This window comes from Flavobacterium sp. 22659 (genome assembly GCF_052044235.1).
In the GTDB taxonomy this organism is placed as follows: domain Bacteria; phylum Bacteroidota; class Bacteroidia; order Flavobacteriales; family Flavobacteriaceae; genus Flavobacterium; species Flavobacterium johnsoniae.
The window spans coordinates 1-13,434 of record NZ_JBQEMU010000006.1; the positions used below are offsets into that span (position 1 = coordinate 1).

12 protein-coding genes are annotated in these 13,434 nt (G+C 32.9%); 6 read left to right on the forward strand and 6 right to left on the reverse strand.

Features of this window, described 5'->3' with window-relative positions:
* The first annotated feature begins 269 nt into the window (after positions 1-269).
* On the forward strand, positions 270-1,889 hold the full coding sequence (pafA, locus tag ACTJIW_RS08115; protein WP_073408805.1) for an alkaline phosphatase PafA: 1,620 nt from the start codon (positions 270-272) through the stop codon (positions 1,887-1,889).
* Between the two features lie 125 nt (positions 1,890-2,014).
* On the opposite strand, the gene ald is transcribed toward pafA, so the two are convergent.
* Positions 2,015-3,133: an alanine dehydrogenase gene (gene ald / locus ACTJIW_RS08120; RefSeq protein WP_440715263.1), complete on the reverse strand. Its 1,119-nt coding sequence runs from the start codon at positions 3,131-3,133 to the stop codon at positions 2,015-2,017.
* A 201-nt stretch (positions 3,134-3,334) separates the two neighbouring features.
* Here ald and ACTJIW_RS08125 point away from each other — a divergent pair, with 201 nt between their 5' ends.
* Positions 3,335-3,793 carry an Lrp/AsnC family transcriptional regulator gene (locus tag ACTJIW_RS08125; RefSeq protein ID WP_008467950.1) on the forward strand — a complete coding sequence of 153 codons (459 nt, stop codon included), beginning with the start codon at positions 3,335-3,337 and terminating at the stop codon, positions 3,791-3,793.
* Between the two features lie 61 nt (positions 3,794-3,854).
* On the opposite strand, the gene ACTJIW_RS08130 is transcribed toward ACTJIW_RS08125, so the two are convergent.
* Together ACTJIW_RS08130 and ACTJIW_RS08135 are read right to left on the reverse strand one after the other, a co-directional pair.
* Positions 3,855-5,303: a glyceraldehyde-3-phosphate dehydrogenase gene (locus tag ACTJIW_RS08130; RefSeq protein WP_440715262.1), complete on the reverse strand. Its 1,449-nt coding sequence runs from the start codon at positions 5,301-5,303 to the stop codon at positions 3,855-3,857.
* A 210-nt stretch (positions 5,304-5,513) separates the two neighbouring features.
* Positions 5,514-6,914 (reverse strand): trypsin-like peptidase domain-containing protein, encoded by a 1,401-nt coding sequence (locus ACTJIW_RS08135; protein ID WP_011921539.1) that lies wholly within the window; start codon positions 6,912-6,914, stop codon positions 5,514-5,516.
* A gap of 174 nt (positions 6,915-7,088) precedes the next feature.
* Here ACTJIW_RS08135 and dapF point away from each other — a divergent pair, with 174 nt between their 5' ends.
* The 4 genes from dapF (at position 7,089) to ACTJIW_RS08155 (ending at position 10,697) form a co-directional block, all read left to right on the forward strand.
* Entirely contained in the window at positions 7,089-7,871 is a 783-nt protein-coding gene (gene dapF, locus ACTJIW_RS08140) for a diaminopimelate epimerase (protein ID WP_440715261.1), read from the forward strand.
* Between the two features lie 70 nt (positions 7,872-7,941).
* Positions 7,942-8,475: a GNAT family N-acetyltransferase gene (locus ACTJIW_RS08145; RefSeq protein WP_274251195.1), complete on the forward strand. Its 534-nt coding sequence runs from the start codon at positions 7,942-7,944 to the stop codon at positions 8,473-8,475.
* 10 nt (positions 8,476-8,485) lie between these two features.
* Positions 8,486-9,526: an endolytic transglycosylase MltG gene (gene mltG, locus ACTJIW_RS08150; protein ID WP_274251194.1), complete on the forward strand. Its 1,041-nt coding sequence runs from the start codon at positions 8,486-8,488 to the stop codon at positions 9,524-9,526.
* A gap of 526 nt (positions 9,527-10,052) precedes the next feature.
* Positions 10,053-10,697 carry a hypothetical protein gene (locus ACTJIW_RS08155; RefSeq protein ID WP_011921535.1) on the forward strand — a complete coding sequence of 215 codons (645 nt, stop codon included), beginning with the start codon at positions 10,053-10,055 and terminating at the stop codon, positions 10,695-10,697.
* Between the two features lie 45 nt (positions 10,698-10,742).
* Here ACTJIW_RS08155 and scpA read toward each other — a convergent pair whose 3' ends face one another.
* Genes scpA through ACTJIW_RS08170 form a run of 3 tightly spaced genes read right to left on the reverse strand, consistent with a single transcriptional unit; the run spans position 10,743 to position 13,408 of the window.
* Positions 10,743-12,875, reverse strand: coding sequence for a methylmalonyl-CoA mutase (scpA, locus tag ACTJIW_RS08160; protein ID WP_440715260.1), 2,133 nt, complete (start codon positions 12,873-12,875; stop codon positions 10,743-10,745).
* A 16-nt stretch (positions 12,876-12,891) separates the two neighbouring features.
* A complete protein-coding gene (locus tag ACTJIW_RS08165) occupies positions 12,892-13,182 on the reverse strand; it encodes a type II toxin-antitoxin system RelE/ParE family toxin (protein ID WP_440715259.1) in 291 nt (96 codons plus the stop codon).
* Positions 13,172-13,408, reverse strand: a complete 237-nt coding sequence (locus tag ACTJIW_RS08170) for a hypothetical protein (protein WP_121360310.1) — start codon at positions 13,406-13,408, stop codon at positions 13,172-13,174. The genes ACTJIW_RS08165 and ACTJIW_RS08170 overlap by 11 nt, the downstream gene beginning before the upstream one ends.
* Between the last annotated feature and the right edge of the window lie 26 nt (positions 13,409-13,434).

A 13,434-nucleotide genomic window follows, 5' to 3' on the forward strand; every position in this document is an offset into this window, starting at 1 on the left:
AATTTAAATACTGCCCGGATTTAATCATAATATAGAACAGGATTTCCTGCACCTGAAACCATAGGAAAGGTTCTTAATATAGCTCGCAGGAGGGAAATAACACTAAATTATTTCTATTATAAAGTTTTAAAATCTTCTGATAATTATGTTTAAGAAGATGTAGCGTTCAATTTTTGTTAAATTATAGTCAATTGTCTGTCTTAGGTATAGATACTTTAGAATTTTAGATTTTGAATGAGTATTTTTGTGTTTAAATTATTTTATTAAACATGAAGAAAAGTATTTTACTGTTGGCACTTTTTGTTATCACAAGTTTGAGTGCACAACAACGTCCTAAATTAGTTGTGGGTATAGTTGTCGATCAAATGAAAATGGAATATTTATATCGATTTTCTGATGATTTTTCTCCAAACGGCTTTAAGAGATTAATGAATGATGGATTTACTTTCCAGAATATGCATTACAATTATATGCCAACTTACACCGCCCCTGGACATGCTTCAATTTATACTGGTACAACACCAGCTACTCATGGAATTGTTGGTAATGAATGGTTCAGCAGGACTCTTGGAAAAGAAATGTATTGTACCGATGATGCAGGAGTTAAAACTGTAGGAGACGGTACTGCAGAAGAAGGTGCAATGTCTCCTAAAAATCTTCAAAGTACAACGATTACAGATGAAGTTAGAATGGCTACAAATTTTAATGGAAAAGTAATTGGAATGAGCTTAAAAGATCGTGGAGCTATATTACCGGCTGGTCATTTTGCTAATTGGGCATTTTGGTACAGTAAAACAGGTTCGTTTATTTCTAGTACTTTTTATGGCGATAAACTGCCTGATTGGGTTACTGAATTCAATAATGAAAAAAACTACTTAAAATATATTAACAAGGGATGGGATTTGTACAAACCTGCTTCGGTTTACAATGAAAGTCTTCCAGATAATAATCCTTATGAAGGAAAATTATATGGAAGTGCTGCACCAGTTTTTCCATATGATCTAAAATCAATGTATGAGAAAAATGATGCTGGAGTTATCCGTGCTACTCCTTTTGGAAATGATTTGCTGGCAGAATTTGCTAAAAGAGCAATCGAGAAGGAGGAATTAGGAAAAGATAATATTACAGACTTCCTTACTGTTAGTTTCTCTTCTACAGATTACGTTGGTCATTTGCTTGGACCAAGATCAATGGAACTTCAAGATACTTATTTGAGATTGGATCAAACAATTGCTGACTTTTTAGCTTATCTTGATAAAACGGTTGGTAAAGGGAATTATTTACTTTTCTTAACAGCAGATCACGCAGGTGCAGAAAATGTAATTTATTTAAAGGATCGCAAGTATAATGTTGATAATTATCCTTCAAAAGAAGTTAAGAAAACTCTTCAGGATTTTTCTGTAAAAACTTTTGGGGTGGATTTGATTCAGAATTATTCAAACTTTAATGTTTTCTTTAATAAACAAATTATTAAAGAGAAAGGATTAGAACTTTTAAAAGTAAAGCAAGCTTTTAAAGAGTTTTTAATTACACAGCCACAAGTTAAAAAAGTGTATACAGAAGAAGAAGTTTTAGCTAATGCTGGGAATGATTATGCTCTTAATTTTGTTGCAAAAGGCTATGATGTTACACAAAATGGTGATTTAGTAATTGTTGATAAACCAGGTATGATAGAATATACTCCAACAGGAACCTCACACGGAACAATTTACAGCTATGATACCCATGTTCCGGCTATTTTCTATGGCTGGAATATTAAGAAAGGCGAGTCTTACGATAAAAAAGCCATTACGGAAATTGCTCCAACGATAGCTCAAAAGATTAAAGTTACTTTCCCAAATGGAACTGAAGCAAAAGTTATGACTGAAGTTTTAGATAATAAAAAATAAAAAAGCTTACTATATTGAAAACCTGTCTTGATGGCAGGTTTTTTTTTATGCCATAAAAAAAGGCTTTTCAATTAAGAAAAGCCTTTGTAATAGTGACTTAGTAAGCACTTATTTAAGTATTAACACTATGCGTTTGCTAATACTATTTTTTCGTTAAAAGGTAAGTTCCAAGCCTCTGCAACTCCTTTGTAAAGGATTTTTCCATTAGCTACGTTTAACCCTTTTTTCAATTCTTCATTTTCAGCACATGCTTTTTCCCACCCTTTGTTTGCTAATTGCACAGCATATGGTAAAGTTGCGTTTGTTAAAGCTAATGTAGAAGTGTAAGGAACAGCTCCTGGCATATTAGCTACACAGTAGTGAACGATATCATCTATAATGAAAGTTGGGTTTTCGTGAGTTGTAGGAGTACAAGTTTCAATACATCCACCTTGATCTACAGCAACGTCAACAACAACAGTTCCTGGACGCATTAATTTAAGCATATCACGAGTAATTAAGTGAGGTGCTTTTGCTCCCGGAATTAAAACAGCCCCAACAATTAAGTCAGCATCTTTAATTGCTTTTGTAATATTGTAGTGATTAGACATTTCTGTGTTCACGTTTGCTGGCATGATATCATCTAACTGACGTAAACGTGGTAAGCTTAAGTCCATAATAGTAACTTGCGCACCTAATCCAGCAGCCATTTTTGCAGCTTGAGTTCCTACGATTCCTCCACCTAGAACTAATACTTTTGCAGGCGGAACACCAGGAACACCTCCTAAAAGAATTCCTCTTCCTTTTAATGGTTTTTCAAGGTATTTTGCTCCTTGTTGAATTGCCATACGACCCGCAACTTCAGACATTGGAACTAATAATGGTAAGCTTCTGTCTGTTTTCTCTACAGTTTCGTAAGCTAAACAAACAGCTCCTTTTTCTAACATTGCATGAGTTAATTCTTCTGAAGATGCGAAGTGGAAATAAGTGAATAATAATTGATCTTTTTTGATCAATGGATATTCAGAAGCAATTGGCTCTTTTACTTTAATGATCATCTCTGCAATTGCATAAACTTCTTCAATAGTTGGTAAAACAACTGCACCAGCTTCAGCATATTCTGCATCAGTAAAACCACTTCCTAAACCAGCAGTAGATTGAACATAAACTGTATGTCCATGTTTTTTCATTTCAGATACACCTGCAGGAGTTAAGGCAACTCTGTTTTCGTTATTTTTTATTTCTTTAGGAACACCTATTATCATTTTGTTATATTTTTTTGTTTTTATTGAAATTGTTTTACAAATCTACAGATAGAGAATAAATTATGGTTTAACGGATAATAAATAAGAAAATATTATTTTATTTTTTAATTTTACAGAAAAATATTCTGTTTAGGGGTGAATTTTATTCTTTAAAAAGAAAAAAAGACTAAATCATACTAATTTTAATAAAACGTTTTCGTTATGGCTTTAGATGAAATTGACAAAAAAATCTTACGTCTTTTACAGGAAGACGCACACTACACTTTAAAAGACATTGCAAACAAAATAAATTTGTCTTTGACACCAGTTCATGATCGAGTGAAACGCCTTGAAAAAGATGGTATTATCGAAAAATATGTGACGCTTTTAGACAAGAAAAAACTTGGAAATAATTTGACAGTTTATTGCCAGGTTACGCTGACAAAACAAACTTATGATACATCAGAAGGATTTAATCAGTCGATTTTGAATCTTCCTGAAGTTGTAGAATGTAATTATGTTTCAGGAAATTTCGATTATATGTTGAAAATTATAATTCCTGACATGGAAAGTTACCATCATTTTCATCAAAAAAAATTATCAGTTCTGCCTGAGGTCTCTTTAATAAATACTGTTTTTGTTATTTCAGAAGTAAAGAGTACAACAGTGCTTCCTATTTAAGGAAAAGAAAAACCACCAGGATATCCTGATGGTTTTAGAAAAAAGTTAGTTTGGTTGTGAATTAATAATAAGTATAACGTCTTACTTTAGCAATATATTTTGCTAAACGAATAACTTGATGGCTATAACCATATTCATTGTCGTACCAAATATAAAGTACAATATTTTTTCCATCTTTTGAAACAATAGTGGCATTGCTGTCATAAATAGAAGGAGCCGAAGTTCCAACAATATCAGATGAAACTAATTCATTATTCAATGAATATTTTATCTGCTCTACCAGTTCTCCTTCAAGAGCATATTTTTTCATGATTTTGTTTATACCAGCAATTGATGTTGCTTTTTTAACCTCTAAATTTAAAACCACTAAAGAACCATTGGGTACAGGAACTCTGATAGCATTAGAAGTTAGTTTTCCTTCTAAAGACGGTAAAGCTTTTGCGACAGCACTTCCAGCGCCTGTTTCAGTAATAACCATGTTTAAGGCAGCAGCCCTTCCGCGACGGTATTTTCTATGCATATTATCGACCAGATTTTGATCGTTTGTATAAGCGTGAATCGTTTCTAAATGCCCTTTTACAACTCCTAAAGTTTCCTCAATAACTTTTAAAACTGGTGTAATAGCATTTGTTGTGCAGGAAGCAGCAGAAAAAATATTATTTTCATCTGGATCGTATTCGTTATGATTTACACCATGAACAATATTTGGAATTCCTTTTCCTGGTGCTGTTAATAAAACTTTATTTACTCCATTAGATTTGAGATGTCTTTTTAATGCTTCTTGGGTAGTAAAAGCTCCAGTATTATCGATTACTAATGCATCATTGATTCCATATTCAGTATAATCGATTTCTTCTGGAGAATTTGCAGTAATAACATGAACTGTTGTTCCATTTATTATTAAAGCATTGTTTTTAGAATCAGCAGTTACAGAACCTTGAAAATCGCCATGTATAGAATCATAACGCAATAACGAAGCTCGTTTTTCTAAACTTGTTGCGTCGTTTTTATCTCGGGTAACAATAGCTCTCAAACGCAATTGGTTTCCTTTTCCGGTTTTAGACATTAATTCTCTTGCCAATAAACGTCCTATTCTTCCAAAACCGTAGAGAACAACATCTTTAGGTTGAATTTCTTTTGAAGATTTTGACTTTTTTAATTTTTCGATAACAAAATATCTTGCGTCTGGATATTTTTCATCTTCAAGGCGATATTCATAAGTTAATTTACCCAGATCTATTTTAGCAGGCGGAAGATCTAATGATAAAACAACTTTTGCGATTTCGACCGAATCGAAAATTGTAATAGGTTTGCCCACAAATTCACCGGCATATTGATGAAGATTGATAATGTCGCTGACATTTTTATCCAATAATTGATTTTTAAATAAAACCATTTCGATGGACTTGTCATACCATAAATCACTTATCACTTTGATTAATTCGACACCAGCTCTTCTTCGGTCGACCTGTAATGATACCTCTTTTTGGTATAAAGTTTTTTTGCTCATAATTGATTAAATTGAAATAATAAAACACTCACTTATTTTATAATTTGGCGCAAAAGTATCTATTTCAATCGATTTCGTAAACTATTTTAGCATTTATTTTATAAAAACACAAAGCCACCTTAATTTCTTAAGATGGCTTTTTTTAAAGTTTTCTGTCGCACTCACAGTTTACATTTTCAAAGAACTGAATACTGTGACTGTAAACTGAGACTAAATAATGATTCTAAATATTTCTCCGTTTTTATTGATCATTTCGATACGAATACTTTGTCCTTCGTCCTTTTTGTTCAATAATTTAGAAACAGTTTCAACGTTTGTAGCTTTTACGTTATCTATGCTCAAGATGATATTTCCTTGTAATTCATTTTGATACTGCATTAAATTCTCATTTGTGATGTTTTTGATCTTTACACCATAATCAATTCTGAATTTCTTTTTATCAGCAGCATCAATGTTTTCTAATTCAATACCTTTAAATTCAGTACTAAAGAATTCATTTTTGCTTAAAGTAACCGGAACAGTTTTAGTTTTTCCGTCTTTAATGTAAGTTACTTTTACGACATCATTCGGACGTTTTGTATTAATGTAACCAGATAAATCAGCAAAAGTCGAAATGTTTTGCTCATCTAATTTTACAATAATATCACCTTTTGCCAATCCCGCTTTTTCGGCACCAGAATTTTTAGAAACTTTGTTAATGTAGAAACCTTGAGTCTCAGTAATTCCTAATTCTTTTGAAGCCGTACTGTTTAATTCGCCTCCTTCAACACCTAGAATACCTCTTTGAACATTTCCATATTCCATAATGTCCTCAATAATTTTTCTGGCAATGTTTGAAGGGACTGCAAATGAGTACCCAACATACGATCCTGTCATAGACGAAATCATAGTATTAATTCCAATTAATTCTCCTCTTGTGTTTACTAATGCACCTCCAGAGTTTCCAGGATTTACAGCAGCGTCAGTTTGAATAAAAGACTGAATACCGCTTTGGTCTAAATTTCTGGCTTTCGCCGAAACAATTCCGGCAGTAACTGTCGACGTTAAGTTATACGGATTTCCAACTGCTAAAACCCATTCGCCAATTTTTACAGAATCAGAATTGGCAAAAGCAGTATAAGGTAACTTCTCATCAGCATTAATTTTTAATAATGCGATATCCATTTTAGAATCGGTGCCGACTAATTTTGCTTTATAAGATTTTTTGTTATTTAGTGTTATTTCAATTTCGGTGGCATCTTTAATAACATGATTATTTGTTACAATATATCCATCTTCAGAAATAATAACACCAGATCCGGTTCCTACCTGTTCTTGTTGCTGCTGTCCGCCGTATCCATAGAAAAATTCCATCATTGGGTTGCTGACAGTTCTTCGGGAAACATTTTTTACGTGAACAACCGTGTGAATTGTTTTGTCTGCCGCTTCAGTAAAATCAACAGCTTCGCCAGGTAATCCAACCGTTCTTCCGTATGAATTAGGAGCAAGGGTAACAACAGAATTTCCTTTTCCAAAAAAAGAATCACTGCTGTCAAATAATAACTTGTAAGCACCAAGGGTAGTAGCACCGCTTAGTAGTGAAACTAAAAATAAGGTTGAAAATTTTTTCATATTACAGTTTATGTTTTTAAGTTATTTTAGATATTTGTTTTTAACATTTATAACGTAAAATTATACCAAAAAATTATTTGATAAAACGGTTTAACGCTCTTTAACAATGATTAACATTTCGTTAATTAATCTTCGGAGTTTCTTCGTACTTTTGTACTTCTTAACGACTAAAAAATGCAAGTAGAATTTTATAAATATCAAGGTACAGGCAACGATTTTGTAATGATCGATAACAGATCTAATTTCTTCCCAAAAGAAGATGTAAAACTAATTGAGCGCTTGTGCGACAGACGTTTCGGAATTGGAGCTGATGGACTTATTTTGTTAGAAAATGATTCTGAAACTGACTTTAGAATGGTTTACTATAATTCAGACGGAAACCAAAGTTCGATGTGCGGAAATGGAGGACGCTGCCTTGTAGCTTTTGCAAATCAATTAGGAGTTATTAATGACAAAACGACATTTATTGCTACTGACGGATTGCACCATGCATCAGTTGGTAATGATTCGATTGTTTCACTGCAAATGATCGATGTTGATGAAGTACAAAAAAATGATTCTTATACTTTTTTAAATACAGGATCACCACATCATGTACAAATTGTAGATGATTTAGAACATTATAATGTAAAAGAAAACGGTGCTTCAATTCGTTACGGTGAACTATACGGTGAAAAAGGAAGCAATATTAATTTTGTAAAAAAAGTAGATGACGGCACTTTTTCACTTCGTACTTACGAAAGAGGTGTTGAAGACGAAACTTTAGCCTGCGGAACTGGAGCAACAGCAGTTGCAATTGCCATGAATGCAATTGGACAGACTGATAAAACTTCGATTAATTTAAATGTTGAAGGAGGAAAACTTGTAGTTTCTTTTGATAAATTAGGAGATCATTTTATAAACGTCTTTTTGACAGGTCCTGCTAAATTTGTTTTCAAAGGAACTATAGAAATCTAATTAACAATGTCAATCCGAGTGAGTCGAAGACAAATTCTAAAATCAACACTCTAAAATCTAAAACAAGAGAATGATCACACTCAAAGGCGATACTATTTATCTTCGTGCACTTGAACCAGAAGATTTGGAATTTGTATATGGAATGGAAAATGACCAGAGCATTTGGGAAGTCAGCAATACCAATACACCTTACAGCCGTTTTTTAATTCGTCAGTATCTTGAAAATGCACAACAGGATATTTATGAAGCAAAACAACTGCGTCTGGCAATTTGTCAAGACCGGCATTTTCCTGCCATTGGATTAATTGATTTGTTTGAATTTGATCCGAGGAATAACAGGGCAGGAATCGGTATTGTGATTCAAAAAGATGAAAATAGAAGGCAAAATATTGGTTCTGAGGCATTAGAGCTTTTAATTAAATATTCTTTTTTTAATTTAAATCTGCATCAGCTTTATGCAAATATTAGTACAAAAAATGAAGCAAGTATAGCTCTTTTTACTAAATTTGGTTTCGAGAAAATAGGAATTAAAAAAGACTGGATTTTGCTCGATAACCAATACCATGATGAAGCAATTTTTCAGTTAATCAATAAAAACATTTAAACCAATCGCTTTGAAATTAAAGAAAATTATCACGATAACTGCTGTAGCCGTAATTTCTGTTCTTCTGATTTACGGTTTTATTTTAATCAGCCAAATTTTTAGTGCCAATACAAAATTTGAAGAAAAAGAAGTTTACGTTCATGTTCCAACAGGATCAAATTACAGTGACGTAAAAAAAATATTAGAACCTTATATCAAGAATTTTGACAATTTTGAATTAGTTGCCAATAAAAGAAGTTACCCTGAAAATGTAAAATCAGGTCGTTTTCTTCTTAAAAAAGACATGAACAACATTGATTTAGTTCGTGCAATGCGTTCTAATGTTCCGGTTAAATTAGCGTTTAACAATCAGGAGCGCTTAGAAAATTTTGCAGGCAGAGTAGGTTCTGAAATAGAAGCAGACAGTTTATCTTTATTGAAAGCTTTTAGAGATCCTAAATTTTTATCAGACAACGGATTTAACGAAGAAAATGTTTTTGCTATGTTTATCCCTAATACGTATGAAGTGTATTGGAATACATCTGCAGAAAAGTTCCGTGATAAAATGATCAAAGAATACCATAAATTTTGGACACCTGAAAGAATCGAACAAGCAAAAAAACAAGGTTTAACTCCAGTTCAGGTTTCTATTTTAGCATCAATTGTTCATAAAGAATCAGTTAAAAAAGATGAAAGACCTCGAATTGCAGGAGTTTATCTAAACCGTCTGCGTTTAGAAATGCCATTACAGGCAGATCCTACTGTGATTTATGCATTAAAATTAAGAGATAATAATTTTGATCAGGTTATAAAAAGAGTTTTCTATAATGATTTAGTTATGAAATCTCCATACAATACTTATATAAATATCGGACTTCCTCCGGGACCAATCGCAATGGCTGATATAACTGCACTAGAAGCAGTTTTAAATCCAGAGAAAAACGATTACATATATTTCTGTGCAAGTGTTGATCGTTTTGGTTATCATGAATTTGCTTCAAATTATGCAGATCATACAAAAAATGCAAAAAAATACTCAGACTGGATTGCTAGTCAAGGTGTAACAAGATAAAGTTTAGATATTCTCTAATAAAAGAAACCGAAGTTTACAGCTTCGGTTTTTTTATGGAATTATAAAAATTAAGATGATCATTTTATTTTAAACTCAATATTATTTTTAGGTAAAATAATAGGAGAAAATAGAGTAAAAAATGATTTTCAAAAGCAATTTTACACATAAATTATTTCAAATTGACCTAAAAAGAAAGTTTTAACTTGTTAATTAAAGGTAAATTTCTGTAAGTTAAAATATTGTTTTCATAAAAAAAAGATTAATATTGTAGGTTTTGTCTTTCTATTTTAACTAAATTGATAAAAATTTGATAAAAATGCCGTTTTTTGAAAATTTAATATTGGAATTTTTAACCTCAGTTTCAATTTATGATAAAGCTTCGAAAACTGCATCATTAGCGGGTTAAGCGAGGTTTTAAAATTTTGACAAACCTGTAAGTTGTTGAATAACAGTATTGTTTTGTATTCCTTATCTTTGCATCGTAGAAATTTCAAAAGGGTGACAGCGTTTTGAAGAAAAACAATTTATGATAAAGAAGTGGTATTTTTATGCGAGTTTAATCGTTATTATTACATTTTTAAGTTTGGGTTTTAAGCCCTTTAACGTCGAAACCAAACCGTGGTTTCTAACAGAAAAAACAGATGGATCAGAATATATCTTTCCATCTTTAGAAAAGGATGAATATCCTAAAGTAAATCTAAACGTCCCTTATACCGGAAATCATCTAATCGGTTTTAAAGAAGCAGTAGCTTTTAAAGAATCTCAGGGAAAATACCGAATGGTAAATTCACTGGGTTACATGGGAAAATATCAATTTGGTACAAAAGCCTTACGCGCTATCGGAGTTAAAAATGACGAAGCCTTTTTAAAAGATCCTGCACTACAGGAAAAAGCTTTTGTTGCGTTATTATCTAAAAATAAATGGATTTTACGTAATGAAATCAGAAAGTACGAAGGAAAAGTTATTAATGGTGTAGAAATTACCGAATCTGGTATTTTAGCAGCGGCACATTTAGGAGGTGCCGGATCAGTTAAAAACTTTTTTAAACACAATGGGAACAGGCATTTTAGAGATGCTTTTGGAACCTCGTTAAAAAGTTACATGCGAGATTTTGCAGGCTACGACCTCTCGTTTATTGAAGCGGATAACAACGCTGTAATAACCAATTAAAAAAAAAATCCCGAATTTATTTCGGGATTTTTTTTGCACTTTATTTTAGTCTATTAATATTTCAAGTATTTGAATAGCCGCTTCACTAATTTTAGTTCCCGGGCCAAAAATTGCCGCTGCACCTGCATCAAATAAAAACTGATAATCCTGTGCTGGAATTACACCGCCCACAATCACCATAATATCTTCACGATCATGTTTCTTAAGTTCCTCAATAACTTGCGGAACCAATGTTTTATGTCCGGCTGCAAGAGATGAAACACCTAAAATATGTACATCATTCTCTACAGCTTGTTTTGCAGCTTCAGCAGGAGTTTGAAATAACGGACCTATATCTACATCAAAACCCACATCGGCATAACCAGTTGCTACCACTTTTGCACCGCGGTCATGACCGTCTTGTCCCATTTTGGCAATCATAATTCTTGGCCGTCTTCCTTCTTGTTTTGCAAAAGCATCAGCCAGCTGTTTTGCTTTTTCAAAATTCTCGTCGTTTTTTATTGCTGCACTATACACACCGCTAAATGATTTAATCTGCGCTTTAAACCTTCCAAAAATACTTTCCAGAGCATCGCTGATTTCGCCTAGTGTAGCTCTGTTTCTGGCAGCTTCTACAGCAATTTCTAGTAAGTTTCCTTCTCCGGTTTTGGCACAATGAATTAATTTTTCCAGTGATAGATTTACTTTTTCAGTATCTCTTTTTGCTTTAATTTCTTCAAGCCGCTCAATTTGCTGTTTACGCACCATTTGGTTATCAACATCCAAAATATGTAACGGATCTTCTTTTTCTAATCTAAATTTATTTACACCAACAATAATATCCTGACCGCTGTCGATTCTGGCTTGTTTTCGGGCCGCTGCTTCTTCAATTCTAAGTTTTGGAATTCCGGCTTCAATTGCTTTTGTCATGCCGCCCAGTTCCTCAACTTCTTCAATAAGTTTCCAGGTATTTTCTAAAATTTCGTTTGTTAAAGATTCAACATAATAACTGCCGCCCCAAGGATCAACGGTTTTAGTGATTTTAGTTTCTTCCTGTAAATAAATCTGCGTATTTCGTGCAATTCTGGCAGAAAAATCTGTCGGCAGAGCAATCGCTTCGTCAAGTGCATTGGTATGTAAAGACTGCGTTCCTCCAAATGCGGCTGCAGTAGCTTCGATACAAGTTCTGGCTACATTATTAAACGGATCTTGTTCTGTTAAACTCCAGCCGCTGGTTTGACAGTGCGTTCTTAATGCTAATGATTTATCACTTTTTGGATTAAACTGCTGAATTAGTTTTGCCCAAATCATTCGACCGGCTCTCATTTTGGCAATTTCCATAAAATGATTCATTCCTATTGCCCAAAAGAAAGAAAGGCGAGGAGCAAATTCATCAATAGTCATTCCGGTTGATAATCCGGTTCGAATATATTCTAATCCATCTGCCAAAGTATACGCTAATTCTATATCAGCTGTTGCTCCGGCTTCCTGCATGTGATAACCTGAAATTGAGATAGAATTGAATTTTGGCATCTTTTTGCTCGTAAATTCAAAAATATCAGCGATAATTTTCATTGAAGGTGCAGGTGGATAAATATAAGTATTACGCACCATGAATTCCTTCAAAATGTCATTTTGAATTGTTCCCGAAAGTTTGTTCAATTCCACACCTTGTTCTTCGGCTGCTACAATGTAAAAGGCCATAATAGGTAGAACAGCACCGTTCATGGTCATTGAAACCGACATTTCGTCTAGTGGAATCTGATCGAATAATACCTTCATATCTTCAACAGAATCGATGGCTACACCTGCTTTTCCAACATCACCAACAACTCTTTCATGATCTGAATCGTAGCCGCGGTGCGTAGGTAAATCAAAAGCAATTGAAAGCCCTTTTTGACCCGCAGCAAGATTTCTTCTGTAAAAAGCATTACTTTCTTCTGCAGTCGAAAATCCGGCGTACTGGCGAATTGTCCACGGACGACGAACGTACATAGTAGCATAAGGACCGCGTAAATTGGGCGTAAAGCCAGCTCCAAAATCAATAAACTCCAAATCTTCTATATCTTTTTCAGAATAGTTTTTTTTAAGTTCAATTCCTTCGGCGGTTGTGAAGTTGTTAGTCAAATCTTCAGACTTTTGACTTTCGGCTTTCGACTTTTGACTTTGAAGGTGAATATGTTTAAGGTCTTTTCTCAATTGTAAAAATTGTTATTTAAAATATGTTTAATTCGCTATCTCTTGAAGTGTGAAAAATGGATTTTATAACAACACAATTTTCATAAATTGAATAATGTAATGCGTATGGAAACGATTTTAAAAATATGATTCGAACGTTGTCATATCTTATTTGAAACAATAATGGGTTTTGTTTAATGGTTTCTAAACTTTTTTTAAAGGAATCATTAAATCTAACAGCTAATTTTGGATGTATATCTTTGTAAAAAAATAAAGATTTTTTATAATCCAATTTAGCTTCTTCAATAATAACAACTTTATAAATCATTTTCAATTTCTTTTAAAAAATCATCAATGTCAGTAACATTCTTGGGATTTTTTAAATACGTTTCTGTTCTTTCTCTAACTTGGTCAATCTGCCATTGTGGAATTTTATATTCATCATTTTGAACAGGCAAAATAATTACTTCTACTTCATCTGCTTTAAAATCATCTGGTAAAATAACTGTTACTGAATGATTTTTAACTGATATTATTCTTCTAATTGCTTCCATAATTATTTAGGTTTATATTCAAATAT